Below are 24397 nucleotides of genomic sequence, written 5' to 3' on the forward strand. Positions count from 1 at the left end.
CGCCCCATGGCAGAGCCAAAGGGGCCCACAAGCTTTGCCATTCCCCTGCCCAATCCTGCCGCAGCTCTAGCCCTGGCAGGTGACGCCGAATCATCCACCCTGCGCCAACTCGAAGCCCTCACCGGAGCTTCGCTAGTGCTGCGGGGGCTGGATTTGGTCATTCAGGCACCCCCCAGCCAGCTGGAGCGTGCTGCGGCGTTGGTGGAATTGCTTCGCCCCCTGTGGCAGGAAGGCCAAGCCATCACTCAAGTGGATGTGCGGGTAGCCCTTCAGGCCCTCGACACCGGCAGGAGCGCGGAGCATCAGCAAATGGGGCGCCAAGTGCTGGCCCGCAGCCAGAGTGGCAAGTTGCTGCGCCCGCGCACCCTGCGCCAGCAGTCCTATGTGGAAGCTATGGAGCGCCACGACCTCACCATTGCCCTCGGCCCGGCGGGCACTGGCAAAACCTTTCTGGCCGCCGTTCAGGCGGTGCGCATGCTCACCGAGCGCAAGGTCGAGCGGTTGGTGCTCACTCGTCCGGCGGTTGAGGCGGGCGAACGGCTCGGGTTTTTACCGGGCGATCTGCAGCAGAAAGTTGATCCCTACCTGCGCCCCCTCTACGACGCCCTGCACGCCCTGCTTGGCGCCGAGCGCACCGGTGCCCTGCTGGAAAAAGGGGTGATTGAAGTGGCCCCTCTTGCTTACATGCGCGGCCGCACCCTGGCCGACGCCTTTGTGATCCTCGACGAAGCCCAAAACACCACCACCGCCCAGATGCGGATGGTGCTTACCCGGCTGGGGGAACACTCCCGCATGGTGGTAACTGGCGATCCCACCCAGGTGGACCTGCCCTATGGGGTAAAGAGCGGCCTGCAGGAAGCGGCCCAGGTGCTGCAGGGGGTGGAGGGGGTGGCGATCTGCGAGCTCACCGCGGCTGACGTGGTGCGCCACCCGCTAGTGCAGAGGCTGGTGGAGGCCTATGCCGATCGCGATGCCACCAAGCTGGCGCCTGCCGTTAAAAGGCGATTCGATAGCCCGTGCACTGAGCCTGAGCCATGAACAAAGCAGAGCGCCTGCGCATCCCCGCAGAAATCGCCATAGCGGCTTTGGTGGCTTATTTGCTCGGCTACTGGTTCACAAATCTGTTCCCGGGATACCTACCCAAGATCGGCGGGCTTTGGTCGGCGATCTCAGCGATCGTGGTAACCCAGGCCACCCGCAGGGAGACAACCTCCTCAGCCTCGCTGCGAATTTTGGGTTCAGCCATAGGCGCCGGCACCAGTGCGATTTACCTGACGCTGCTGCCCTTTCACCCACTTGGCATGGCCGTGGCAATCTTCGCCACAGTTGCGCTCTGCGCAGCGATCAATGTGCCCAGCCATGGCCGCCTCGCAGCGATCACCGTGATCGTTGTGATGGTCACCGGCAGCCTGGATCCGAAGCTGAGTCCGGGGCTAAATGCCCTGCTGCGCTTGGCTGAATCATTCATCGGCACCGGCGTTGCGGTGCTCGCGGCGGGGCTCTGGCCTAGCTCAAACAACCAGGTCGATGGCGATTCCTGAAGCCCAGGCGCCAAACCTGAGCCCAATCCCGATAGGGAGATCCGCACCAACGGCAGCCAGCAGGGCCTCCCGTTGCCTGCAGATCACTGGCAGGATATAGAAACTTCGAAACCACTGGTGCGCCATGCCGGCCAGCAGCAATTTTCAACAGGCCATTCGTGAGGCCCAATCAAGCGCCCTAGTGGGCCCCAATGTGGTCAACATGGCCCTGCCCTATGTGGGCGGCGGCATGGTGCTCACCGCCGGTGGGGTGATGGGAGGCTTGGCCCTGATGGCCAGCAGCCCAGCCCTGTTCATGCCCCTGTTCTGGGTGGCTCTGATCGGCAACTTCATCCTGTTCTTCGTGGCCCAGAATGTGGCCCTGAAGGGCAACAACAACACTGCCCTGCCGCTGCTGACGGCCTACAGCCTGATCACCGGCTTCACCCTCAGTGGCATCGTTGCCTACGCCGTAAGTGCCGCTGGTGTAGGCGCCATCGGCACAGCCACCCTGGCTACGGGCATCACTTTTGTGGTGGCCTCAGTGGTGGGTCGCCGCATGAGCGACAACATCGGCCAAGCCCTGAGCGGCGTAGTGGGTCTGGGCATCCTCGGCCTGCTGATCGCCATGGTGGTGCAGATCATCGGTGGCATTTTTGCCCCAGGCGTTTTCAGCGGCGGCACCTTCGAACTGCTGATTGCAGGTTTCGGCACGGTGCTGTTCGTAGGCGCAGCCTTCGTCGACTTCTACACGATGCCTCGCACCTACAGCGACGACCAATATTTGGCCGGCGCTTTGGGGATGTATCTCACCTACATCAACTTATTTATCTTCATCCTGCGCCTGATCATTGCCCTCCAGGGCGGCGGCCGCCGCGACTGAGCTTCAATCCAGCAACTTCAGCGCCCCCAAAGGGGCGCTTTTTTTATGGCTGAGCCTGTGGCTTGAGCGGTGGCTTCGACGGTGGCTTGGGCAACGCCGTTGTCACGTCCCGCAGCGGATGGGTTGCACTGCCCCAACCAGCAAGCGGCAATTCAGGCGGGTTACCTGGGCTTAAGCGAGCAGCAGAGTTAAACCAAGCCAACATCAGAGCCCGCAAGGCCCCCCCGGACTCGCCCCTGGGCGAACGCAAATTGAAGTGATCGGCATTCTCAGCCAGCACCAGGCGATGGCCACTGGCGCCGCCCCGGGTCGCCCTGGCCATGGGCTCGATCGCCTCGGGCCCGGGCGGAACCACCCAGTCGCGGCTACCGCTGATCACCAGCACCTTCGCCTTCATGCTGGCGGCGGAATCGACATCAAATAGCAAGCGCATTGGAGGACTTACAGCAATGGCAGCAGCCACCCGGGGGTCTACCAGAGCGGCGCTGTCCGCCGAGCCCACGAAATTGCACTGCAGCACCCAGCTGAGATTGCGGGAGGGATCGCGCACCTCATCGCAGAGCCGCTGAAGCTTGGTGGTGATCGGCCGGGCCCCAGCCAGTTGCAGTGCAGTAGTTGCCCCCCAGGAATGGCCCGCCACCAGCACAGCCTGGGTGTTCACCGGTCGGCGCAGGACCAGACTGCCCTGGGCGGCGGCATCGATCACGGCCGACACGTCTTTTGGCCGCAGGGCCAGCTCAGACGGACTGGGAGGGGGCTGCTTGCCGGCCAGCATGGCTCGCTGCTGGCTTTGATCGCTGCCTGGGTGGCGGGGCAGCACCACGGTGTAGCCATGGCTAGCCAGGTGGGCTGCCCAGCCCTCGAAGTTGCTGGGGTCATCCCACAGCCCATGGGAAATCACCACCAGTCGATTTGGCGCCGCTCCAGATCCGGTTGGCTCGAGCACCACCAGAGCCAACGGCTCCGGGCGATGGCCAACGGCGATGCTTAATTCCTGGCGGGCAACAGACTGCCGCCCTGCCTCCTGCAGTGGTCCAGCACTGCCCACAGCGGGGATGGAGGCAATCAGCTTTTCAGCCGAGCGGCGTTGGTCTCGAAACCGCTGAATTGAAAATCCCAACCGGCCCAGCTCCACCGTGACGCTCTGGCCTGGTAGCTGCTCGATCACATCCAGCAGGGTGATGCCCCCCTTAGCGGCAGACCGCTCCATGGCTTGCTCAAACTGAGCCGGATCGAGCGGATCAGGCAAGCCATCGATGTCGCCTAGGGCCCCCACCAACAGGAGCACCTGATCAAGCAGCGGTGAACCCTGGGCCTGGCGAATAACCGCCTTGGCCTCAAAGGGCAGGTTTGAGTTCACCACGGCCTTGAGCCTGCGGCCAATCTCACCTCGGGTGGCACGGTCGAGCTCGGCCAGATCGCTGTCGCCGGCAATCAATGCTTCCGGACTGCGCAATTCAGCGACCCTGATGCTGAAGTCTGTCTCGAGCAGGGGCAGGCGCAAATTAATGGTTTCAATCGCCCTGGCCGGCGCCGAGCCCAGCAAGGCGGCGGCACCGATTCCCGTGGCCAGAATGGATAAAGCCCGGTGTCTGAAGGGGCGATTCATGGGCAGAAGCTACGGCGGGGCAGTTAAGTCATCTTGGCCCGTTTCAAGCCTCAGCCACAGCTTCGATTGCGGCGGCGATCGAGCTCCGCTGCTCGGCGTCGTAGCCCCAGCGATCTAGGAAGGCGACGTCTTCTCCCTGCCCGGCGGTCGCCGCCAGCAGGATTTCCAGCCGCTCCTTAACGGCCTGAGGCTCAAGGCTCCGCAGCAGTTCGGTGCAGCGGGCTTGCACCCGCTCCGAAGCCCCCTGCTGGCTGGAATCGCCAGCACGTTGATGGTGCAGGGCCATCGCCGTACTCATGGCCAGGTTGCGGACCGAGAGATCTACGACGCCCTCGCCTGCAAGCCGCAGCTGCAGCAGCAGGGTTTCGGGCAGGCGGTCCATTAGCGGGCAGTCGCCGGCCAGGCTCACAACAAAAAAGCCCCTGGCACCATCGCGGCTTGCCAACAGCTCAGCCACCCGGTCGGCCAGCACCTCGTCGCTGAGTTCACCGTTCTCCCAGAGGGCCAGCCACTGGGCCGTGATCTCCATGGCCTGCTGAAAAGTTGGTTCGGCAGCAGCAGTCATTGCGGTGAATAGGGCACAACCAGAGAGCCAGCCTATGGACTCTGCCGAGGCAGCAAGGGTGGCCCTGCCGGCTGCCAGGCTGGTGTTATGGAGTTTCCCACGACCATCCCGGCCCTACCCACGAGCCCTGAAGGCTTTCGCTCCGGCTTCGTGGCGCTGATCGGCCGGCCAAACGTGGGTAAATCCACCCTGCTCAACCAGCTGGTGGGCGAAAAGGTGGCGATCACCTCGCCCGTTGCCCAAACCACCCGCAACCGGCTGCGGGCGATCCTCACCACCGAAACAGCCCAGCTGGTGCTGCTAGATACGCCGGGTATCCACAAGCCCCACCACCTGCTGGGGGAGCGACTGGTGCAGAGCGCCCGCCGCGCCATCGGGGAAGTGGATGTGGTGCTGCTGCTGGTGGATGGCAGCGAGCCGGCTGGCCGGGGCGATGGCTTCATCGTGGAGATGTTGCAGCACTGCCGCGCACCAGTGCACCTAGCCCTCAACAAAAATGACCTGGTGGATCCGGCCCGGACCGAGGAGCTAGCCCAGAGCTACCGCGAGCTGGTGCCGGGCTGGCCCCTGCATCCGGTGAGCGCCTTGAACGGCGCGGGTACCAGCGAGTTGGTGGCAGCTCTCGCCGCCGACCTACCGGAGGGTCCCCACCTATATCCACCGGATGCGGTGAGCGATCAGCCCGAGCAGTTGCTGCTGGCGGAGTTGATCCGCGAGCAGGTGTTGCACCAGACCCGCGAGGAGATTCCCCACTCGGTGGCGGTGCAGATCGAGCGCATCGTCGACGACGGGCCGCGCACCGCCGTGCTGGCCACGGTGTTGGTGGAGCGCAGCAGCCAGAAGGGGATCCTGATCGGCAAAGGGGGCCGCATGCTTAAGGAGATCGGCAGCGGCGCCCGCCAGCAGATGCAGAAATTGATCGACGGGCCGGTGTATCTGGAGCTGTTCGTGAAAGTGGTGCCCAATTGGCGCCGCAGCGCCGCGCGCTTGAGCGAACTGGGCTACCGGGGGGAGTGACACCTGCTTAGCCGCACTACTGGCTAAGCCGAAGCAATGCAAGTCAACCTCCACGACGCCAAAACCAATCTCTCCCGGTATGTCGAGCAAGCGCTCGGCTTTCTTCAGGGGTCTGAGGTTCTGGACTGCGACCTCAAAGCCGAGCTGCTGCTCAGGCTGGCCATCGCCCCTGAGCGCCTGCCGGCAACGTTGCGTGGCACCCTCATGGACCGCCGCTTACCCATGCTGTACAGCGTGGTGAGCCTCTGGGAACTGGCCCTCAAAACCTCCCTCGGCAAACCTGGATTCGTCGTCGACGCTGCTCAATTGCGTGAGGGACTGAAGCAGCAGGGCCACCAGGTGATCTGGATGGGCGACGGCGGGGCAGGCGGCTGAGAGAATCACGCCCATGAGCGAGCCCAGACCCAACACCGCCCCATTTCCTCCCGAAGAAATCGGAGCCTTTCTGCGCTGTTGCGCCGGCGAATGGATGGGCCTGCGCAGCCAGTTCGCCCTCGGCGAGGTAAGTGCCGGCGATGACGACGACGACGGCTGGCACACAAGCGACCGCGGCGAGCTGGTGGTGGCCTTTCTCGAGGCCGAGACAGCTGGTGGGGCGGGCGGCCTGCAAGTGGGCCAGAAAGATGCGGTGGCCCAGCAGCAGCTGCACTTCGACGCCGAAGGTGGCTTCCGCAGCGGCGAACAGCGGGGCCGCTGGCAGCTCTGGCCCGACGGCAGCCTGGAGCTGGTGATCCCAGGTGATGGCCGGGAGGTGCGCGAGCGGATCTGGTTCACCAAGCCCAATCTGAGGCTGCGCTCCACGGTGGAAACCAGCGCTGATGGCAGCCCCGGCCGGGCCAGCTTCAGCTCCGAGATCCGCCGGGTGAGCCGGCCCTCCGTGCCCGCGAGCTGAGCTGATGCGCCTTGATGTGGTGAGCCTGGCACCGGAGGCCTTTGCGCCACTGCTGGGCCTGGGGGTGATCGGCCGGGCCTTTGCTGCCGGCATCGCTGCGCTCCACACCCACAACCCCCGCGATTTCGCCACCGACAAATACCGCAAGGTCGACGACGAGCCCTATGGCGGCGGCGCCGGCATGGTGCTCAAACCAGAGCCGGTATTTGCGGCGGTGGAGGCGATCCCGGTGCTGCTTCGGCGGCGGGTGCTGCTGATGAGCCCCCAGGGCAAGCCCCTGCAGCAGAGCGATCTACGCCGCTGGGCTAGCGGCTACGACCAGCTGGTGCTGATCTGCGGCCACTACGAAGGATTCGATGAACGCATCCGCTCCCTAGCTGATGAGGAGGTGTCGATCGGCGACTTTGTGCTCACCGGCGGCGAGCTGCCGGCGGCGGTGATCATCAACGGCGTAGTGCGGCTGCTGCCCGGCACCGTGGGTACCCAGGCCTGCCTCGAGGAGGAGAGCCACAGCGCCCTACTGCTCGAGCATCCCCACTACACCCGTCCCGCCAACTTCCGGGAGCTGGAGGTGCCGGCGGTGCTGCGCAGCGGCGACCATGGCGCCATCGCCCGCTGGCGCTTTGAGCAGCAGCAGCAGCGCACCGCCGAACGCCGGCCGGATTTATTCGGGCGCTGGCAGGCGCAGCAGCAACTCCAGCAGTAGAAACAGCAAACTTGGCTAAGCCTCCGGTTGCCGTAACACCGATGCTGCTCAGCACCACCTCCAGCCTTGAGGGCCAGCCGATACGGCACTACCTGGGCCTGGTGCACGGCGAAACCATTTTGGGCGCCAATATCTTTCGCGACATCCTGGCCTCAATCCGCGACCTAATCGGCGGGCGGGCTAGGTCCTATGAGGTCACTCTGGAGCGGGCCCGGGAGATGGCACTGCAGGAACTAGGCAGACGCGCTCGATTGCTGGGAGCCGATGCCGTTGTGGGGGTGCGGGTGGACTACGAGGTGCTGGGACAGGCGGGTGGAATGTTGATGGCTTGCGCCATCGGCACTGCCGTAAGGCTCGAGGCTGCTGGGGATTGGGCTGCTGGGGATTGGGCTTCTGGGGATAGGGGCCTTCCACCGCCGCCGCTGCCGCCTCAGCTCTGACCCTGCTGCAGGCCCCGCAAAGCCGTGAGTAGGGCTGCCGGGCTCTGGGGGTCCACCATCAGCACACTGCCTCCAGGCGCATGGGCCATCTGCTCGCCCATGGCCATCCAGTCGCCGGCCAGCAGCAAACGCATCGCCTCTGCTGCTTGAGGGTTGGCCTGCATCGCCTCGGCCAGCCGACTGGCCGCATCGGCCCTGGCCTGGGCGAGCAGGGTCTGCTGCTTGGCCTGGGCTTCGGCATCCAGCAGCAGGGCCTCCGCCCGGCCCCGGGCCGCATTCACCTGGGAGTCGCGCTCCCCTTCCGAACGCAGGATCGCCGCCCGCTTCTCCCGCTCAGCTGTCATCTGCTGCTCCATCGCCTGCTGCACGACCCGGGAGGGCTGGATATCGCGTAGCTCCACCCGCGTCACCTTCACGCCCCAGGGATCGGTGGCCTGATCCAGCTCCTTCATCAGCACCTCATTCACCTCCTGGCGGGTGGTGAAGGTTTGGTCGAGGTCGAGCTTGCCCATCTCGGCGCGGATCTGGGTGAGCACCAGGTTCACCATGGCTGCCTGCAGGTTGTCGACGGCGTAGTAGGCGCGGGCGTGCTCCAGCAGCTGCCAATAAACAACCGCATCCACCTCGATGCCGACGTTGTCGCGGGTGATGCACTGCTGGGGCGGGATATCGAGCACCCGCTCCTTAAGTGATTCATGGCTCACCACCTTCTCCAGCACCGGCAGCACCAGGGACAGGCCCGGCTGCAGCTGGCGGTCGTACTTGCCAAGGCGCTCCACCAGGCGCGACTGGCCGCCGCTGGTGACCTTGACGCTGCTAACTCCCAGCAGGGCCATCAGCACCAAGGCGGGCAGGGAGAGCAGAGCTTCCACGGCGGGAATCCGAGCAGGAGATGCCAACGCTAGTCAGCATGGGCGGGCTGAACCACCCACGCCCGCCGCGCCGCCATGGCTCCCGTGTCGCTCCTCTGGCTGCTGCTGGCCACCGGCCTGCTGCTGCTTGCCCTGGCGGGTGCTGAGGTGGATGGCCTGCTGCCGGCGGCGGTGGTGGCCCTGGTGTTGTCAGTGGCGACGGCCTGGCTACCGCTGCCGCCCCTGCTGCAGCTAGGGCTACTGGCGGGCCTCACCTGCCTGGGGGTGCTGGGTCTGCGGCGCTGGTCAACGCGGCAGCGACATCGCAGCCTGCCGCCAGCGCAAACCGCAACGGTGCTCAGTGGCTTCAACGGCAGCGAAACGGGTCGGGTGCGCTGGCACGGCCAAAGCTGGAGCGCCGTCAACCTGGGCAGCAGCCAAGCCCTCAGCCCGGGTGCGGTCGTGACCGTGCTAGGCCGCGAGGGCAATCAGCTGCAGGTGCTGGGGCCTGGGTGAGATTGGGTCTTGGTGTAGATCCAGCCCTAGGGGAGACTGGGACCAAGCACCCCCACTCCATGCAACTGCGCATCGGCAATGGCTACGACATCCACCGGCTGGTGCCCGGTCGGGCCCTGATCCTGGGCGGCCAGCGGCTGGAGCATCCCGCCGGTCTGGGGCTTGATGGCCACAGCGATGCCGACGTGCTGGTGCACGCAATCATGGATGCCCTGCTGGGGGCCCTTTCCCTGGGCGACATCGGCCTGTATTTCCCGCCGGAAGACCCGCAGTGGCAGGGGGCCGACAGCCTGGAGCTGCTGGAGCAGGTAGTGGCCCTGGTGATGGAGCGGGGTTGGAGCGTGGTGAATGTGGATTCAGTGCTGGTGGCCGAGCGGCCCAAGCTCAAGCCCCACATCGCCGCGATGCGTTCTGCCATCGCCTCCCGCATGGGGCTGGCAGCCGATCAGGTTGGCGTCAAGGCCACCACCAACGAGCAGCTGGGGGCTGAAGGCCGCGAAGAGGGCATCTCCTGCCACGCCGTGGTCCTGCTGCAAAAGCCGTGAGCCGCCTCTGGCAGTCCAGCTTTTCTAAGTTTGTGAGATCGATATTGCTTCTAGGGATGACCCTGGTGCTGCTCTCCAGCCAAGCCAGCCCGGTGCATGCGGCCTTTGCCGAGCCCGATGGCTCCTACGACGTGGTGGTGGTGGAACACCTGCGCCTGAAGGTACCGGCCGAGGGCCGCCAGGCCTGGCTTGAGGCGGAACGGGGCAGCTGGGAACCCTGGCTGGCCCAGCAGGAGGGCTTTCTCGATCGCCAGCTGCTCTGGGATCCCGTCACCGAGGAGGGCACCCTGCTGATCCGCTGGGTCGATCGCGAGCACTGGAAGGCGATTCCGCCGCAAGCGGTGCAGGCGGTGCAGGAGCGCTTCGAGCAGCTGGCCCAGGCGGCCACCGGCCAATCGCAAGGCAACCCCTTCCCGCTGGTGTTTGAAGGAGAGCTGCTGCCGCCATGAGCCGCATCAGCGCAGACCAGGCCACCTACGTGCTCGGCAGCCCGGAGCATCGGCTCGACCTTGGCCGCCGCCAGCGGCTGGGGATGGTGGAGGCGATCTGGGGCGAGCACAAAAGTGCCGAGCAGATCGCCCGGATCCTGGAAGAGTTGCATGGCTTAGGAGAGCTGGCGCTTGTGACCCGCGTCTCCCCTGAGAAGGCGGAAGCCGTGGCAGCACTACTTGGGCCGGAGCGAGGGGAGGCCTGGATTCTGCGGCACCATTCCCAGGCCCGCTGTCTCAGCGCCGGCCTCCTACCAAGCCCAGAATCAAGGCTGGGTCGGGTAGCGGTGCTAAGCGGCGGCACCAGCGATTTACCGGTGGCGGCCGAGGCCCAGCTGGCCCTGGCCTGCCATGGCATCGCCACCGAGCTGGTGCTGGATGTGGGCGTGGCGGGGCTGCACCGGCTGCTGGAGCGCCTCGAAGACCTGCGTCATGCCGATGTGCTGATCGCCTGCGCTGGGATGGAGGGAGCCCTGCCCACCGTGCTGGCCGGGCTGCTGCCCCAGCCGGTGATCGGCGTGCCAGTGGCGGTGGGCTACGGCGTAAGTGCCGGTGGCGTAGCCGCCCTGCACGGCATGTTGGCCAGTTGCGCCCCCGGGCTCACGGTAGTGAACATCGACAACGGTTACGGCGCCGCTATGGCAGCCCTGCGGATCCTGGGCTGCGGGCCTGGCCGGTCAGCAGCCTGGACGCAGGGGAGTTGAACCGGGCTGCTCAATCTCGAGCACCGCTTGGATCCAGAGCTGCATCGAGCGGGGCAAGAGTCCCTGCTCGTAGCGCTCGATGGCCTGCAGCAGCACCGCTGTATTAACCCAGGTTGGCGAGCGACGCAGCATCAAACCAGCCGGCACTCAGCGCAGTGTGGGTAGCTAGCCAGTTAGGGGCAAGGGGACAAGCAACGATCTCCCCTCGCCGTTTGGGACTCGAACCAGGACAACAGTCCTAGAGGTGTTGGAGCTGGGGGTAGGCCGTCAGCAATTCTTCGGTGCTCAGCACTTCACCGGCCCCTTCAGGCTGCCAGATCACCTCGATCGCCAGCAGATCAGCGGCGCCGACGGCGCCGAGCTGCTGCAGCGAATCACGCACCTGGTCCGCACTGCCCGAACCCTTAAGAGCAAGCCGGCTGCGGCTTGCTACCAGCAGGGTGACGGCGATGAAATCGCTACTGGCATCGCTATCACCTGCAGCCACGCTGTCATCGCTAAAGCGCTTGCCGCCCACATTGGTGGTGACCTCCCGCTGCAACTTGCTGCGCTCAGTCATCGAGAGGCGATTAAAGGTGGATTCGGCACTACCAAAAGGAACCTGACCCACCTCTGAATTGGCATAGACCCAGAGGTCGGGGTGGCGCAGCAGGGCCAAGGTGGTCTCTTGAAGCAGGGCTTGGAGGCCCGCCGCATGGCTGGTGTCAGCGCTGCCAGCTAGACGGCGCAGATCGGTTTGAAGCTGGCGGGCCGATGCCAGCAGCCCAACCTGCAGCTGGCTGATCGTGACTGGGCCATCGGGACGGCCGCCGCCCACCAGATCGCCGCGGCTGCCGGAAATTGCTGGCCCCTGGCCGCCGCCACCGCCACCTCGCACCGCGTTTAGCAACAGACCTCCCACGGCCATCAGCACAAGGAAACCGAACAGGCCGCCACCACCGAAACCAAACATTGGAATCAGGAAGGGAAAGCCGATGCCCCCTCCCCCGTAGCCACCGCGGTAGCCGCTGTTGTAGCCACCACCTCCTCCGTAGCCACCACCGCCATAGCTTCTTGGCATCGAGGGGGCCGAGCGGAAGCTGCCGCCACCGATGCGGCCGCCACTGGCGGCCCAGCTGGGGCTGGGGTGCACCACCAACAGGCTCAGGGCCAACATCGGCACGGCCAACAAGCTGAAACAGCGCCGCAAAACCAACCGGGTTGAAAGCGCCAAGGCGCTGAAAGCGATTGGTCGAAATCTAGGAACCACCGCCCACAATGGTGACCACCTCCAGCACATCGGATTCCACCACCGGCTGGGCAGGCCAGAGCTGTCTGGGCAAAATCGTGCCGTTGAACTCCACCACCACCAAGCGGGGTTTGTAGCCCAGTTCCAGCAGGGCCTGCTCCAAATTGAGCCCGTCTGAGCAAACTCGCTGATCGCCGTTTACCTGCAGGGTGATCACAGAGCCGGCGCCTCAAGTGCTGCCAGCAGCTCGGCGGTGGCAGCAGCCGGATCAACCGCCTCGGTGATCGCCCGCACCACCGCAATCCGCTGGGCTCCAGCAGCCCGCACCGCCGCCACCTTGCTGGCCTCCAGCCCGCCGATGGCAAAGAAGGGGATCGGACTAGCCGCCGCGGCCTGGCGTACGTAATCGAGCCCCACCGGCTCCCGGCCGGGCTTGGTGGGGGTGGCTTCCACCGGGCCGACTCCCAGGTAGTCGCAGCCATCGCTGACCGCCTGCTGCAGCTGGTCCAGGGCATGGGTGCTGCGGCCAATCAACCGATCGGGGCCCAGCAGCTGGCGCGCCACCGCCGGCGGCAGATCCCCCTGGCCCAGGTGCACCCCGTCGGCCTCCACCGCCAGGGCAATATCAATTCGATCATTCACCAAAAACAGGGCGCCATGGGCGGCGCAGAGTTGGCGCAGGGCCCGGGCCTGGCTGAGTTTTTGCAGGTCATCGAGACCGGCGGCCTCCTTGGCGCGGTATTGCACCAGGCGTACCCCGGCCCCCAGGGCGGCGGCCACCACCCCCTCCAGGTTTGGCACTGGCGAGGTAACTAAATAAAGATGGCAGCTAGCCAGCAGCTCTCGGCGGCCCGCCCCGCCCGCAGCGGCCAGCCGACAGGCCTGCAACAAATCCACTTCCAGGTCGTAGAGCAGATAGCGCAGAGCTGAGGCCTCCTCCGCCAGCAGGGGATCACTGCTGCGCCCAAATTCCTCCAGCACCCGCAAAGCCTCCTGCACCCGGCCGGCGTTGGCACCCACCACGGCGCTGGGGCTGGATCGCTCCGCTTGGGCCGGATGGCCGAGGCCCGCGGCCGGATCGGTGGCGGTATGGCGAGCGAACTTGTAGGCATCGCGATGCAACCTGCCCAGCCGCTGGCGCATGTCCTTGGTGCGCACCACCAAATCGCCCCGATCGAGGCCAAAGCGGGCCCAATCTTCCAGCACCCGCAAGCCCTCCCGAGCCCGATCGAGGTTGGCATCAAGCAGCCGGTCGCGAGCTGGGCTGGAGGAGCTGTCTAGGGTGGGATCCATCACACAGAGGCCAATGGCAGGCGAGCCAGGCAATCCAAATCGGGCCAATACCGACAGCCCGATGCTGGTGCTGATTTCAGGAATTCTGCTGCTCGGCGGGATCGCCACCTTCATTGGCTGGGGCCTCACCCACGCCTATCCCAGCGCTTAAGGCGCGGGCCAGTTGGGCATCGTCCGCAATCTGGGCTGCGAGCTGCTCAAAGCTGGCGAAGGTTTGCTGGCGGCGCAGCAGTTGTAGCGGCTCCACCACCAGCTCCAATCCCTCAAGCTCCAGCTGCCGATCGAGCAGGTGCACCTCCACCGCCGAGGGAGCCGTGGGATCCACCGTGGGCTGGGGGCCGAGGTTCATCACCGCCGGCAGCATCGGGCCGCCGGCCACCGATGCGGTGGCTGCATAAACCCCCTCCAGCGGCAAAAACTTACGGCCATCCACCTGCAGGTTGGCGGTGGGCCAACCGAGTTGCTTACCAAGCCCGCGGCCACGCACCACCAGGCCGCTGAAGCGATAGGGACGCTCCAGCAAGCGGCGGGCCTCCGCCAGATCTCCGGCCCCTAGGGCCCGGCGGATGCGGCTGCTGCTCACCCGCTCCTCACCATCCCAGAGCATCGGCAGCACCTGAACCTCGATGCCGTGACGGGCACCAATCACCGCCAAGGCCTGACTGTCGCCGCTGCGGCTGGCCCCGAAGCGGAAGTTGTCACCCACGGCGACCCGCTGGGCCGCCAGCTGGCCTACCAGCACCTGCTCCACGAAGGCCTCGGGGCTGAGGGCGGCCAGCTCCCGGCTGAAGGGCACCAGCACCAGCTGCTCAATGCCCAGGGGCTCCAGCAGATGCAGCTTTTCAGCGGGCAGGTCTAGCCGTAAGCGCGCCTCGCCGTGCAGCACCTCGCGGGGATGGGGCCAAAAGCTCACCACCGTGGGAATCGCCGCCACTTCGTCGCCAGCCGCAGCAGTAACCGCCGCGATGACGCGGCGGTGGCCCTGGTGCAGGCCGTCAAAGCTGCCGAGGGCGATGGCCGTGGGGCGCAGGGCCTCCTGGGGGGATCGCAGGGGTATCAACGCTACGGAACCCAAAGGCAACGGGAGCCAAATCGATCCTCCCATGGCACCTTTGGGGCACCCATCTGGATGGCTGAATGGCTGACCGCCTCGACCTGCAGCTAATCGCCGCGGCATTGCGGCGCCTGGGCTGGATTCGGCTCTGGTCCCAGGTGGTGCTGGGAGTGGTGGTGGTTGGGGTGCTGCTTTTCAACAACATCGGCGGCCGCCTGGCGGCCAATTCAGCCCGCGCCCTCGGCCTGGGGCCTGGCATCTCGCTCACCACCATCGCCTTCCTGCTGCTGATCTGGTGCATCTGGCAGAGCTGGCTGGTGGTGCGCTGCGGCCGGGCCCTCAATTCGCCGGTGCGGCCCAGCAAGGGTGAAACCTCGCGGCTGATCAAGCGGGGCGTGCTGGCCGACCTGGCCGGCATCACCCTGGCGGTGCTGGGCTATCAGTCGCTGGCCGGCAGCCTGTTTGTGCAGGCCTCCCAACAGGTGCCCGGCTTCTTTGGTGCCCAGATCCAGGCAACCCCTGGCGTGGCCGGGCGAGTGATCGGTCTACCGATCACCTCGATCGAGATGTTGGCCGTGCTGGGCAACACCCAAGTGCTGTTTGCCCATCTGATCGGGCTCTGGATCAGCCTCTGGCTGCTGCAGCGGGTTTACCGCACAGCCTGATTAACGGCCGCTCACCAAACCGGCAGATCAGCCGTGCGGCCGCGCCAAAAAATATCCGGTTGGAGCGGCGTCAGGGAGACACCACCGGCATTGATCTGGGCCACATCGGTGGGCCAGGCCGCCGGCCCCGACACCTGAGCCTCCAGATCGTTGACCACCTCCCCCGCCAGCCAGTAGTAGCTGCGGCCGCGGGGGTCTACCCGCTGCTCGAACTGGTCGGTGTAGCGACGCACCGCTGAATTGCACCAGCGCAGCTCTCCAATCGCCTCAGCCGGCCGGGGCGGCACATTGAGATTGAGCAACATGTTGCTGGGCCAACCCTCCGCCAGCATCCGCTCAGCCACATCGAGGGCGAGGCGTGCCGCTGGCGCAAATTGGCGCCATTGAAAGTCGGCACTACTTACTGCCAGGGCGGGAAGGCCCTCAATCGTGCCCTCCATCGCCGCACTCACCGTGCCGGAATACAGCACATCTGTGCCCAGGTTGGGGCCGTGGTTGATGCCGGAGAGCACCAGATCCGGCCACTCATCCAGCAAGGAAAACAGGGCGAGCTTGACGCAGTCCGAGGGGGTGCCGCTGCAGGCCCAGGCCTGGACGCCATCATCGAACAACTCATCAGCCCGCTCCGCCCGTATGGGGGTCTGCAGGGTGAGACCGTGGCCCGTAGCGGAGCGCTCCTGGTCAGGACACACCACACTCACCTGGTGGCCGCGGGCCAGAGCCGCATTGGCCAGAGTTCGAATGCCTTCAGCGAAGACCCCGTCGTCGTTGCTGATCAGGATCTTGAGCGGTGCCATCGGGCCTAACGCCATTTAGCCGCAAGGTAACTGGGGCGGCTCCTTACAGTCAGCAATCCCTCCGCCCCTGCCGTGAGCGCCACCGTTTCCCTGCAGCAGCTCACCGACCAGCTCCAGGCGCTGGAAAGCCAGGCTGCAGCAGAGATCTCCACCGCCAGCACCGCTGCTGAACTGGAAGAACTTCGAGTGGGACTGCTCGGCAAGAAGGGGCGCCTTTCTGGCGTGCTCGGCGCCATGGGCAAGCTGCCTGGCGATGAGCGGCCCCTGATCGGCCAAAGGGCCAACGTGCTCAAAGAGCAGGTGCAGGCGCTCCTTGGCGAGCGGCTTACGGCAGTGAAAAGCGCAGCCATGGCCGAGCGTCTCGCCGGCGAAACCATTGACGTCACTGCGGCCTGCAGCTTCACGCCGCCGGGCCACCGCCACCCCTTAATCAGCACGATCGAGGAGATCGTCGACATCTTTGCCGGCCTGGGATATCGGGTATCGGAGGGGCCTGAGATCGAGAGCGACTACTACAACTTCACGGCCCTCAACATCCCCGAGCATCACCCCGCCCGGGACATGCAGGACACCTTTTATCTGGGCGATAGCCAACTGCTGCGCACCCACACCTCGCCGGTGCAGATCCGCTACCTGGAGAACAACCCACCGCCAGTGCGGGTGATCGCCCCAGGGCGGGTTTATCGCCGCGACGCCGTGGATGCCACCCACTCGCCCGTGTTCCACCAGGTGGAGGTGCTGGCGATTGATGAGGGGTTGGACTTCAGCCACCTGCGCGGCACCGTCACGGCCTTTCTGCAGCAGTTTTTCGGCGACCTACCGGTGCGCTTTCGGGCCAGCTACTTCCCCTTCACCGAACCCAGCGCCGAGGTGGATGTGCAGTGGCGTGGCCGCTGGCTGGAGGTGATGGGCTGCGGCATGGTCGACCCCGCCGTGCTCACCGGTATGGGCCTCGATCCAGAGCGCTGGAGCGGCTTTGCCGCTGGCCTGGGTGTCGAGCGCTTCTGCATGGTGCGCCACGGCATCGACGACATTCGCCGGCTCTACACCAGCGACCTGCGCTTCCTGGAGCAGTTTTAGTTGGGCGGTTTGATTGGAGCCCCATAAACTCGGGCAGCCCCTCGCTTCCCGATCGGTGCCCCGCGTCGGACTGATCGTGAATGACGGCAAGGACCTCGCCCTGTCCACCGCCGATGCCATCGAGGCGCGCTTTACGGCGGCCGGATACGGCGTGGTGCGGGTTAGCAGCTCCGGCGGCATGGTGGGTTTCGCCAACCCCGACCAGCACCTGCGCACCCTGGGCTATGCGGCCTGCGTGCCGGCCGGCTTCGACCGGGATCTAAGCCTGGCGGTGGTGCTGGGCGGCGACGGCACCGTGCTTTCAGCCGCCCGTCAAACGGCTCCGGTTGGCGTCCCGATCCTCACCATCAATACGGGCCATCTGGGCTTTCTGGCGGAGGCCTACCTGCACCAGCTGGAGGGGGCACTGGAGCAGGTGCTCTCCGGCGAGTGGACGGTGGAGGAGCGCACGATGCTGATCGTCAGCGTGATGCGCGGCGAGCAGCGGCGCTGGGAAGTGCTCTGCCTCAACGAAATGGCCTTGCACCGCGAGCCGCTCACCTCGATGTGCCACTTCGAAATCGCCATCGGCCGCCATGCGCCGGTCGATATCGCCGCCGACGGGGTGATCCTTGCCACCCCCACTGGCTCCACCGCCTACGCCCTCAGCGCCGGCGGACCGGTGATCACCCCCGACTGCCCGGTGCTGCAACTCACGCCGATCGCGCCCCATTCGCTGGCTTCGCGCGCCCTGGTGTTCAGCGACCGCGAGCCGGTGACGGTGTTTCCCGCCACGCCTGAGAGGCTGATGATGGTGGTGGATGGCAGCGCTGGTTGTTACATCTGGCCGGAGGATCGAATCCTGGTGCGCCGCAGCGAGCAGCCCGTGCGCTTCGTGCGGCTGGCCAACCACGAGTTTTTCCAGGTGCTGCGCAACAAATTGGGTTGGGGTCTGCCCCACGTGGCCAAGCCCGGCAACGGCACGGCGCCATGAACGATTCCCACATCCTGCTGCTGGGCCCGGAGGCCGAGGCCCTGGCGCCGCGGCTGGAGGCATCCGGCTACTCGTGCAGCAGGGAGCCTGTGCCGGCTGGGGCAACCCCAGATGCGGTGCTGCTCTCCAGCGGCGATTCGGGCCGCATCGCCTCCCTGCGAGAGCAGTGGGGCACCATCCCCGTCCTGCTGGATGTGGGCGACGACACGGTGGAGGCGCGGGTCCACTGCCTCAGCTCAGGAGCAGACGACTTCTGGCTTTCGAGCCTCGGCCCCAGCGACCTGCTGATGCGGCTGCGGTTGCATCTAGATCTCACAAGCCGCGCCAATGTGCCAGCCCAGCTACTGCAGGTGAGCGACCTGGTGCTGAATCCCAGCACCCGCCAAGTGAAACGGGGAGCGCGGCCCGTGGGCCTGACGGCCAGGGAATACCAGCTGCTGCTGCTGCTGCTGGAGCGCAAGGGCACTGTGGTGAGCAGGGAGTTGATCCTGCGCCAGGTATGGAACGATGAGCAGGCCAGCAACAGCAGCAGCAACGTGATTGAGGTGTATGTGCGCTACCTGCGCCAGAAGCTGGAGGAGGGCGGCGAACGACGGCTGATCCACACGATCCGCGGTCAGGGCTACTGCCTGAGCGAGCGGCTGCCCCAGCTGGAGACCCGCGAATGAGCGCCAGACGCGGCTGGGGGCTAGCCCTGCCTGGAGTGGCTGCCCTGCTGTGCGGCTTCACGCCGCCGCCGCCCCAATGGCTGCCGATCACGGCCCGGTGGTGCCTGGCGCCTGATCGCTGCATCGCGCTGGAGGTGGCCGACACCCCCGAAAAGCAAATCAAGGGACTGCAGCTGCGCCCAGCGCTAACGCCATTGCGGGGCATGTGGTTCCCCTACAACCCGCCGTCTCTGGCGCGCTTCTGGATGCATCGCACCCCCGAACCCCTCGACATGTTGTTTGTGCAGGGCGGCCGGGTGGTGGCGATCGAAGCCCACACCAAACCCTGCCTGCACCTGCCCTGCCGCAGCTACGGCCCTGATCAGGAGGTGGACGGCGTGCTGGAGCTTGCCGCCGGCCAGGCCGCAGCCCAGGGCATCCAGGTGGGCACGGCGGTGCGGCTAGAGGCCATCAAGGCAGCCGCCCCTTCAGCACCAGCACGGGATTAAGCGGCGCCAGACGGGTGCCATCGGCGAGGGGGGCACCGCGCCAGGCCTGGTGCTGGGCCAGCGCCACCTGGCAGCCAGCCTGCTCCAGCAGCGGCCGCAACTCCGCCAAAGCTTCCACCGTGGCCAGGGGGATCACCACCACCCCGCCGGGCTGCAGTCGCTGCAGCACCGCCGCCAGCACCGCCACCCGCTCCCGGCCACCTCCGCCGATCAGCACCCGATCCGGATCGGGCAGCTCCGCCAGGGCCTCGGGGGCCCGGCCCTCGTGAATCCCCTCCGGCCGCACCCCCAGCCGCTCGGCATTGGCTGCGATCAGAGCTGCAGAGCCGCCCCGCGCCTCCAAGGCCCAGAGAGCCAGGCCAGGCCGCAGCCGCAGCGCCTCGAGCCCCACCGAACCCACGCCGGCGCCGATATCCCAGAGCACGCCGCACTCGGGCAGCTCCAGATCGGCCAGCAGCTGAATGCGCACCTCCCGCTTGGTCATCAAGCCGGGGCGGTCGTCGTGCTGGAGGAACAGGCCGTCTTCAAGGCCAAACAGGGGTAGGGCGGCGGGATCAGCCGGGGGCGCCGGCGGCTCAGCGATCAGCAGCACCAGATGCAGCGGATCGAAGTCGATCGGCAGCGGTGCTCCGGGGACCAGCCGCTGCATCCGCTCCGCCGGATGGCCCAGCCGCTCGCACAGCCAGAAGGCATAGGCCGCCTCCAGGCCAGAGGCCGCCAGGATCCGCCGCACCTCCTCGGCGCCGCCGCGGCCCGGGTCGGTGAGCACCGCCAAGGCAGGTGGTCGCTTCTGCAAGGCGGCGGCCAGGGGTTCGGGGTCGCGGCCATGCAGGCTGATCCAGCTGGCGTCCTGCCAGGGGCGACCGAGGCGGGCAAAGGCCAGCTGCAGCGAGCAGGGGGCGGGATGAAAGCGCAGCTGGGCGGCCGGAAAGCGCTGCAGCAGCAGGCGGCCGATGCCAAACCAAAGCGGGTCGCCACTAGCGAGCAGCACCACCGGCCGGCCCGTCGCCAGGGCCTGCTCCAGCGGGCCGAAAATCTGCTCGGGCCGATCGCTGGCCAGGAGCTGGGGGCAGGGGTTCCCCGCCGGGATGCGGCCGCCCCCCTGTTCCTCCTGCCACCAGGGGCCAAGCTCCGCCAGCAAGCGCTGGGGGGCAAGCAGCAGCTGGGCATCTCGCACCAAGGCGAGGCTGGGGGCCGGCAGCGCAGCCACCCCCCCGGCATCGGTGCCGACCACCTCCAACACGGCCTGCTGAGCCAGGGCGCCCCACGGTCACTGCAGCCATGATGGCCGGCCTGTGCCACCGGACCCAGCCATGAGCGACCGCCGCCAGCGCATCCACGACCTGGTGCTGGCCCTGCTAGCCCAGCAAAACGACCTGGAGCTGCTGGCCGGCGACGGCACGGGCCTGCCCAGCGGCGATCCCGGCAATTGGATCGAACGCAACCGCCGGGTGGTGCAGCGCTATCAGGCCCTGGTGCGCTCGGCCGTAACCCTCGACGCCCTGGTGGATCAGGAGGTGAATGGGGGTTTCCAGGCGCCAGCGAACCAGGCCTAGTGATCGGCTCTGCTCAATCCCGACCACCAGTCCAACATCAAAATCCGCATAAACTGCTCCCAGGGTCGGACTTGAAGAGACTGAAACCATGAAAGTGACTGTTGAACTTTCGGATACTGAGATGACCGAAATCCTGGAGCTCACCGGCGAGCGCAAGAAGGGGCCCGCCATCCGCCGCCTGATGGAGGAGGCCCTGCAGCAGCACCGTCGCGCCCAGATCGCTCAGCGATTTCTCAGCGGCGAATGGGGCGTGCAGCTGGAGAGCTACGAGGCCGACCAGGAGCGCGAGCGCCAACGGAACCAGGAGTTCGCTCCATGACCCTGCTGCTCGACACCAGCCTGTGGATCGACTTCACCCGTTCCCGGAGCCCGGCCCCCCTCAAACAGTTCATTGCGCCCTTCGTGCTCGACCCTGAGGCCCACCTGGCGGAACCGGTGCGTTTTGAGATGCTGCGTTCAGCCCGTCCAGACGAAACCCACCAACTGACAGCCCAGTTCGCCACCCTGCCCACGCTCTCCACCCCTGCAGATCTGTGGCAGCGGGCGATCGACCTGGGCCAGGCCTGCCGCCAGATCGGTCAGACGGTTCTCAGCCTCGACCTCCTTGTGGCCGCCGTGGCTCTGCACCACAACGCGGTGTTGGTGAGTTTCGATGCCGATTTCGAAGCCATCGCCTCGGTGAGTGAGCTGCGCCTGCAGCGCCTTGAACGCCCTGCCTGACCCATTCGAGGCCTTTACGTTCATCTAGCCATCGCATTTTCCTGCCATCTTCTGCTCACACCACTTCCGTTAGAGCCCCTGCAGGAAGCCCAGTCCCAGCCGCCAGCAACCTCTGACAAGCTGGACGCACCTTTTCTGGCCCCATGGCGCGCTTCGGCCTTTCAGCCCTCACATCGCTGCTGAAGGGCAACGGGGCTCCCACCGCTGGCAGCAGTAGCTGGAGCCGGGCCTTTGGCCTGGGTTGGGAGCAGCCCTACACGGTGCGTTATGCCAGCAACCTCGACGACGGCCCCAACCACGGCATGCCCTTGGGGGGCTTCGGCGCCGGCTGCATCGGCCGCGCCCCCGATGGCTCCTTCAACCTGTGGCACCTCGATGGCGGCGAGCACTGGTTTGGCAACTTGCCCGACTGCCAGTTCGCCCTGTTTGAAACCGACGGCGACCAGAGTCGCGCCCATGCCCTAGCGGTGAAGCCAGAGGTCGATGCCTCCAGGCCCGCAGCCGGCGAACCCCTGAGCGCCTGGAGCTGGTATCCCGCCAGTAGCGACAAGCAGCGCACCGGCACCTATGCCGCCCGCTACCCGATCAGCAGCACCCAGTACACGGGTGTGTTCCAAGCCGAGGTGAGCTGCGAAGCCTTCAGTCCGATCCTGCCGGGCGACTACCAGCGCACCAGCTACCCGGTGGCGGTGTTCGTCTGGACCCTCACCAACCCCACCAACCGGCCCCTCGACCTCTCCCTGCTGCTGAGCTGGCGCAACACCACGGGCTGGTTCACCAACACAGATCCCACAGCAGCAGTCACGTTTCGAGATGACGGCAGCCCAGAGCACAACTACGTGCCGGCGATCGGCCGCAGCAAGGGCCACCGCAATACCTGGGTGGAGCAACCGGGGCTCAAGGGGGTGCTGCTTGATGGTGAGCGCGTCACCCCCCTCGCCGAGGGCCAGGGCCAGTGGTGCATCGCCACCGCCGACCACCTCGAAGTGCAGCGCTGCAGCCGTTGGGATCCCAGCGGCAGTGGCGCTGAGCTGTGGGAACCCTTCGCCCGCGACGGCTCGATTCCTGATAGCAACAACGACCGCCGCAGTGGCGATAGCGACCCTGCCAGCGCCGCCCTGGCGGTGAAGTGCTGCCTGGAGCCGGGAGCCAGCATCGAAATCCCCCTGGTGATCAGCTGGGACCTGCCGGTCACGGCCTTCGCCACCGGCAGCCGCGCCCTGCGCCGCTACAGCGATTTTTTTGGCGGAGAGGCCAGCGGCGATAGCGGCACCAGCGCCGCCGCCATCGCCGCCGAGGCTCTGCGCGACTGGCGCGACTGGCGCGCCCAGATCGAGGCCTGGCAAAAGCCGGTGCTGGAGCGCAGCGATCTGCCCGAACCACTGCGGATGGCGCTGTTCAACGAGCTATACGACCTAGCCAGTGGCGGCAGCCTCTGGACAGCTGCGGCTGCAGGCGATCCGGTGGGTCAGTTTGGCGTGCTCGAGTGCCTCGACTACGCCTGGTACGAAAGCCTGGACGTGCGGCTTTATGGCTCCTTTGCCCTGCTGCAGCTCTGGCCCGAGCTCGACAAGGCCGTGCTGCGCAGTTTCGCCCGCGCCATCCCCGCTGCCGATTCCACGCTGCGGCCGATCGGCTGGTATTTCACCCAGGGCAAGGGCCGGGTGGAGGCCGCCCGCAAACTGGCCGGTGCCACCCCCCACGATCTGGGTGCCCCCAACGAGCGGCCGTTTGAGGCCACCAATTACACCGCCTATCAAGACTGCAATCTCTGGAAAGACCTGGCCAGCGACTATGTGCTGCAGGTGTGGCGCACCTTCAAGCTCGCTCCCAACGGCCCAGACCTCGGCTTCCTGTCCGAGTGCTGGCCGGCGGCTATCCAGGCCCTCACCTACCTCAAAACTTTCGACGTCAACAACGACGGCCTGCCCGACAACGGCGGCGCCCCCGACCAAACCTTCGACGACTGGCCGCTTAAGGGCGTCAGTGCCTACTGCGGCGCCCTCTGGATCGCCGCCCTGGAGGCGGGGCTAGCGATCGCCCAGCAGCTGCAACTGGAGCTAGGGCTAGACACCAGCGGCGAACAGCGCCAACTGGGCGGCTGGCTGGAGCAGTCGCGCGCCAACTTCGACCTGCTGCTCTGGAACGGCGAGTTTTACAAAATCGATGCCGAGAGCGGCACGCCGGTGGTGATGGCAGACCAGCTCTGCGGCGACTTCTATGCCCGCCTGCTGGGACTGCCCGCCGTGGTGGCTGATGAGCGCGCCAGCAGTGCGCTCAAAGCGATTAAAGAGTCGTGCTTTGAGGGTTTCCAGGGCGGGCGGCTTGGCGTGGCCAATGGCCTGCGCCGCGATGGCACCCCGCTCGATCCCAACGGCACCCATCCCCTTGAGGTGTGGACCGGCATCAACTTCGGCCTGGCGGCCTACTACCGCTTGATGGGAGAAACCAGCACGGCCTTTGCCATCACGGGCGCCGTGGTGGAGCAGGTGTATAGCGGCGGCCTGCAGTTCCGCACCCCCGAGGCGATCACTGGCGTGAACACCTTCCGGGCCTGCCACTACTTGCGCGCCATGGCGATCTGGGCCCTATGGGCTACCCACACCAACTGGCAAGGGATTCCAGGCGCTGAGCGCCAACCATGAAACACCTGCTTTCCCTGCTGCTGGCCCCCTTGCTGGCGCTAGGGCTCTGGCTGAGCCTGCCCATACCGGCCCAGGCCCTAGTGCACGCCCACAACGACGAGAACGGCATCCCGGTGGTGCGCAGCCTCGAAAGCCTGCGCGACCTCGACTACCAGAGCTGGCAGGTGGTGGCTTACCGCGAAGGCCCCCCAGGCGGCCCCCTGAAGCTGCGCATCGTGGGCTATCCAGGCAAGGTGCGGCTAGATCACCCCACATCCCTGCAGGTGCGCAGCGGCCACTTCAGCTGGGAGCTGGCCGATGTGACCCTGGCCAATCCCCAGCTGGCGGGTGATGGCCGCGCCGCCGCCGCCGAGTTTGATCTGGCCCCCCTGCTGGCCGACCTGCACCAGGACCGGCCGCTGCGCCTGGTGCTGCCGGGGGTGTTTGTGGAGCTGCCGGTGCCGCCATTTGTGGTGGCGGAATGGCGCAGCCTGCCCAGCGCTGCTGGATGAGCC

The 24397-nt window shown here is 66.4% G+C and carries 32 protein-coding genes; 22 read left to right on the forward strand and 10 right to left on the reverse strand.

Translation table 11 applies throughout. The features are described 5' to 3' along the window. Positions 1-6 precede the first annotated feature (6 nt). The 3 genes from KBZ22_RS12450 (at position 7) to KBZ22_RS12460 (ending at position 2403) form a co-directional block, all read left to right on the forward strand. Positions 7-1038 (forward strand): PhoH family protein, encoded by a 1032-nt coding sequence (locus KBZ22_RS12450; RefSeq protein WP_255022201.1) that lies wholly within the window; start codon positions 7-9, stop codon positions 1036-1038. Next, positions 1035-1541 carry an aromatic acid exporter family protein gene (locus KBZ22_RS12455; protein ID WP_255022202.1) on the forward strand — a complete coding sequence of 169 codons (507 nt, stop codon included), beginning with the start codon at positions 1035-1037 and terminating at the stop codon, positions 1539-1541. The genes KBZ22_RS12450 and KBZ22_RS12455 overlap by 4 nt, the downstream gene beginning before the upstream one ends. A 124-nt stretch (positions 1542-1665) precedes the next feature. Further along, positions 1666-2403 carry a Bax inhibitor-1 family protein gene (locus tag KBZ22_RS12460; RefSeq protein WP_255022203.1) on the forward strand — a complete coding sequence of 246 codons (738 nt, stop codon included), beginning with the start codon at positions 1666-1668 and terminating at the stop codon, positions 2401-2403. Between the two features lie 43 nt (positions 2404-2446). Here the strand turns inward: KBZ22_RS12460 and KBZ22_RS12465 are convergent, their stop codons facing one another. Next, complete coding sequence (locus KBZ22_RS12465) at positions 2447-4012, reverse strand: alpha/beta fold hydrolase (protein WP_255022204.1); 1566 nt, start codon at positions 4010-4012, stop codon at positions 2447-2449. A gap of 43 nt (positions 4013-4055) precedes the next feature. Further along, complete coding sequence (locus KBZ22_RS12470; protein WP_255022205.1) at positions 4056-4577, reverse strand: hypothetical protein; 522 nt, start codon at positions 4575-4577, stop codon at positions 4056-4058. Positions 4578-4664: 87 nt separating this feature from the next. On the opposite strand from KBZ22_RS12470, the gene era reads away from it, so the two are divergent. From era to KBZ22_RS12495, 5 genes are read left to right on the forward strand one after another with little or no spacing between them, the layout of a single operon-like run. Continuing rightward, complete coding sequence (gene era / locus KBZ22_RS12475; protein WP_255022206.1) at positions 4665-5594, forward strand: GTPase Era; 930 nt, start codon at positions 4665-4667, stop codon at positions 5592-5594. Between the two features lie 36 nt (positions 5595-5630). Then, the gene (locus KBZ22_RS12480) at positions 5631-5969 is read left to right on the forward strand and encodes a hypothetical protein (RefSeq protein ID WP_255022207.1); all 339 of its coding nucleotides are present in this window, start codon (positions 5631-5633) and stop codon (positions 5967-5969) included. A gap of 13 nt (positions 5970-5982) precedes the next feature. Then, on the forward strand, positions 5983-6486 hold the full coding sequence (locus tag KBZ22_RS12485; RefSeq protein WP_255022208.1) for a phycobiliprotein lyase: 504 nt from the start codon (positions 5983-5985) through the stop codon (positions 6484-6486). A 4-nt stretch (positions 6487-6490) separates the two neighbouring features. Next, positions 6491-7192 carry a tRNA (guanosine(37)-N1)-methyltransferase TrmD gene (trmD, locus tag KBZ22_RS12490; protein WP_255022209.1) on the forward strand — a complete coding sequence of 234 codons (702 nt, stop codon included), beginning with the start codon at positions 6491-6493 and terminating at the stop codon, positions 7190-7192. 11 nt (positions 7193-7203) lie between these two features. Next, positions 7204-7632 (forward strand): heavy metal-binding domain-containing protein, encoded by a 429-nt coding sequence (locus KBZ22_RS12495; RefSeq protein ID WP_396112087.1) that lies wholly within the window; start codon positions 7204-7206, stop codon positions 7630-7632. Here KBZ22_RS12495 and KBZ22_RS12500 read toward each other — a convergent pair. Further along, complete coding sequence (locus tag KBZ22_RS12500) at positions 7623-8504, reverse strand: SPFH domain-containing protein (RefSeq protein WP_255022233.1); 882 nt, start codon at positions 8502-8504, stop codon at positions 7623-7625. The genes KBZ22_RS12495 and KBZ22_RS12500 overlap by 10 nt on opposite strands. A 75-nt stretch (positions 8505-8579) precedes the next feature. Here KBZ22_RS12500 and KBZ22_RS12505 point away from each other — a divergent pair, with 75 nt between their 5' ends. From KBZ22_RS12505 to larB, 4 genes are read left to right on the forward strand one after another with little or no spacing between them, the layout of a single operon-like run. Then, entirely contained in the window at positions 8580-8999 is a 420-nt protein-coding gene (locus tag KBZ22_RS12505) for an NfeD family protein (RefSeq protein ID WP_255022210.1), read from the forward strand. Positions 9000-9058: 59 nt separating this feature from the next. Then, positions 9059-9544: a 2-C-methyl-D-erythritol 2,4-cyclodiphosphate synthase gene (gene ispF, locus KBZ22_RS12510; protein WP_255022211.1), complete on the forward strand. Its 486-nt coding sequence runs from the start codon at positions 9059-9061 to the stop codon at positions 9542-9544. A 56-nt stretch (positions 9545-9600) separates the two neighbouring features. Continuing rightward, positions 9601-9993, forward strand: a complete 393-nt coding sequence (locus KBZ22_RS12515; RefSeq protein ID WP_255022212.1) for a TIGR03792 family protein — start codon at positions 9601-9603, stop codon at positions 9991-9993. After that, positions 9990-10736: a nickel pincer cofactor biosynthesis protein LarB gene (gene larB / locus KBZ22_RS12520; protein WP_255022213.1), complete on the forward strand. Its 747-nt coding sequence runs from the start codon at positions 9990-9992 to the stop codon at positions 10734-10736. The genes KBZ22_RS12515 and larB overlap by 4 nt, the downstream gene beginning before the upstream one ends. Here the strand turns inward: larB and KBZ22_RS12525 are convergent. The 5 genes from KBZ22_RS12525 to KBZ22_RS12545 form a co-directional block, all read right to left on the reverse strand. Beyond that, positions 10710-10868, reverse strand: a complete 159-nt coding sequence (locus tag KBZ22_RS12525) for a hypothetical protein (RefSeq protein WP_254937779.1) — start codon at positions 10866-10868, stop codon at positions 10710-10712. The genes larB and KBZ22_RS12525 overlap by 27 nt on opposite strands. A gap of 106 nt (positions 10869-10974) precedes the next feature. After that, positions 10975-11892: a DUF1517 domain-containing protein gene (locus KBZ22_RS12530; protein ID WP_254942843.1), complete on the reverse strand. Its 918-nt coding sequence runs from the start codon at positions 11890-11892 to the stop codon at positions 10975-10977. A gap of 82 nt (positions 11893-11974) precedes the next feature. After that, a complete protein-coding gene (thiS, locus tag KBZ22_RS12535) occupies positions 11975-12178 on the reverse strand; it encodes a sulfur carrier protein ThiS (protein WP_254998420.1) in 204 nt (67 codons plus the stop codon). Beyond that, entirely contained in the window at positions 12178-13257 is a 1080-nt protein-coding gene (locus KBZ22_RS12540; protein WP_255022214.1) for a thiamine phosphate synthase, read from the reverse strand. The genes thiS and KBZ22_RS12540 overlap by 1 nt, the downstream gene beginning before the upstream one ends. Before the next feature lie 76 nt (positions 13258-13333). After that, on the reverse strand, positions 13334-14317 hold the full coding sequence (locus KBZ22_RS12545) for a bifunctional riboflavin kinase/FAD synthetase (RefSeq protein WP_255022234.1): 984 nt from the start codon (positions 14315-14317) through the stop codon (positions 13334-13336). A 77-nt stretch (positions 14318-14394) separates the two neighbouring features. Between KBZ22_RS12545 and KBZ22_RS12550 the strand changes: the two genes are divergently transcribed. Continuing rightward, positions 14395-14976, forward strand: coding sequence for a DUF3611 family protein (locus KBZ22_RS12550; protein ID WP_255022215.1), 582 nt, complete (start codon positions 14395-14397; stop codon positions 14974-14976). Positions 14977-14987: 11 nt separating this feature from the next. Here the strand turns inward: KBZ22_RS12550 and surE are convergent, their stop codons facing one another. Further along, the gene (gene surE, locus KBZ22_RS12555) at positions 14988-15773 is read right to left on the reverse strand and encodes a 5'/3'-nucleotidase SurE (RefSeq protein WP_106502229.1); all 786 of its coding nucleotides are present in this window, start codon (positions 15771-15773) and stop codon (positions 14988-14990) included. Between the two features lie 72 nt (positions 15774-15845). On the opposite strand from surE, the gene pheS reads away from it, so the two are divergent. From pheS to KBZ22_RS12575, 4 genes are read left to right on the forward strand one after another with little or no spacing between them, the layout of a single operon-like run. After that, positions 15846-16853, forward strand: a complete 1008-nt coding sequence (pheS, locus tag KBZ22_RS12560; RefSeq protein ID WP_106502230.1) for a phenylalanine--tRNA ligase subunit alpha — start codon at positions 15846-15848, stop codon at positions 16851-16853. A 55-nt stretch (positions 16854-16908) separates the two neighbouring features. Next, entirely contained in the window at positions 16909-17826 is a 918-nt protein-coding gene (locus KBZ22_RS12565) for an NAD(+) kinase (RefSeq protein WP_255022216.1), read from the forward strand. Beyond that, positions 17823-18494 carry a response regulator transcription factor gene (locus tag KBZ22_RS12570; protein ID WP_255022217.1) on the forward strand — a complete coding sequence of 224 codons (672 nt, stop codon included), beginning with the start codon at positions 17823-17825 and terminating at the stop codon, positions 18492-18494. The genes KBZ22_RS12565 and KBZ22_RS12570 overlap by 4 nt, the downstream gene beginning before the upstream one ends. Beyond that, complete coding sequence (locus KBZ22_RS12575) at positions 18491-18982, forward strand: DUF192 domain-containing protein (RefSeq protein WP_255022218.1); 492 nt, start codon at positions 18491-18493, stop codon at positions 18980-18982. The genes KBZ22_RS12570 and KBZ22_RS12575 overlap by 4 nt, the downstream gene beginning before the upstream one ends. Here the strand turns inward: KBZ22_RS12575 and cbiE are convergent. Beyond that, positions 18945-20225, reverse strand: coding sequence for a precorrin-6y C5,15-methyltransferase (decarboxylating) subunit CbiE (cbiE, locus tag KBZ22_RS12580; RefSeq protein ID WP_255022219.1), 1281 nt, complete (start codon positions 20223-20225; stop codon positions 18945-18947). The genes KBZ22_RS12575 and cbiE overlap by 38 nt on opposite strands. Positions 20226-20295: 70 nt before the next feature. Between cbiE and KBZ22_RS12585 the strand changes: the two genes are divergently transcribed. The 5 genes from KBZ22_RS12585 to KBZ22_RS12605 all read left to right on the forward strand — a co-directional run bounded on the left by KBZ22_RS12585 (position 20296) and on the right by KBZ22_RS12605 (position 24394). Next, on the forward strand, positions 20296-20538 hold the full coding sequence (locus tag KBZ22_RS12585) for a hypothetical protein (RefSeq protein WP_255022220.1): 243 nt from the start codon (positions 20296-20298) through the stop codon (positions 20536-20538). 121 nt (positions 20539-20659) lie between these two features. Next, complete coding sequence (locus tag KBZ22_RS12590; protein ID WP_255022221.1) at positions 20660-20857, forward strand: hypothetical protein; 198 nt, start codon at positions 20660-20662, stop codon at positions 20855-20857. Beyond that, positions 20854-21258 carry a PIN domain nuclease gene (locus tag KBZ22_RS12595; protein WP_254941967.1) on the forward strand — a complete coding sequence of 135 codons (405 nt, stop codon included), beginning with the start codon at positions 20854-20856 and terminating at the stop codon, positions 21256-21258. The genes KBZ22_RS12590 and KBZ22_RS12595 overlap by 4 nt, the downstream gene beginning before the upstream one ends. 143 nt (positions 21259-21401) lie before the next feature. Next, complete coding sequence (locus KBZ22_RS12600; RefSeq protein ID WP_255022222.1) at positions 21402-23903, forward strand: GH116 family glycosyl hydrolase; 2502 nt, start codon at positions 21402-21404, stop codon at positions 23901-23903. Then, entirely contained in the window at positions 23900-24394 is a 495-nt protein-coding gene (locus KBZ22_RS12605) for a DUF3122 domain-containing protein (protein WP_255022223.1), read from the forward strand. The genes KBZ22_RS12600 and KBZ22_RS12605 overlap by 4 nt, the downstream gene beginning before the upstream one ends. The last annotated feature ends 3 nt before the right edge of the window (positions 24395-24397 follow it).

The sequence above is a fragment of the Cyanobium sp. L1E-Cus genome (assembly GCF_024345755.1).
Taxonomy (GTDB): domain Bacteria; phylum Cyanobacteriota; class Cyanobacteriia; order PCC-6307; family Cyanobiaceae; genus Cyanobium_A; species Cyanobium_A usitatum.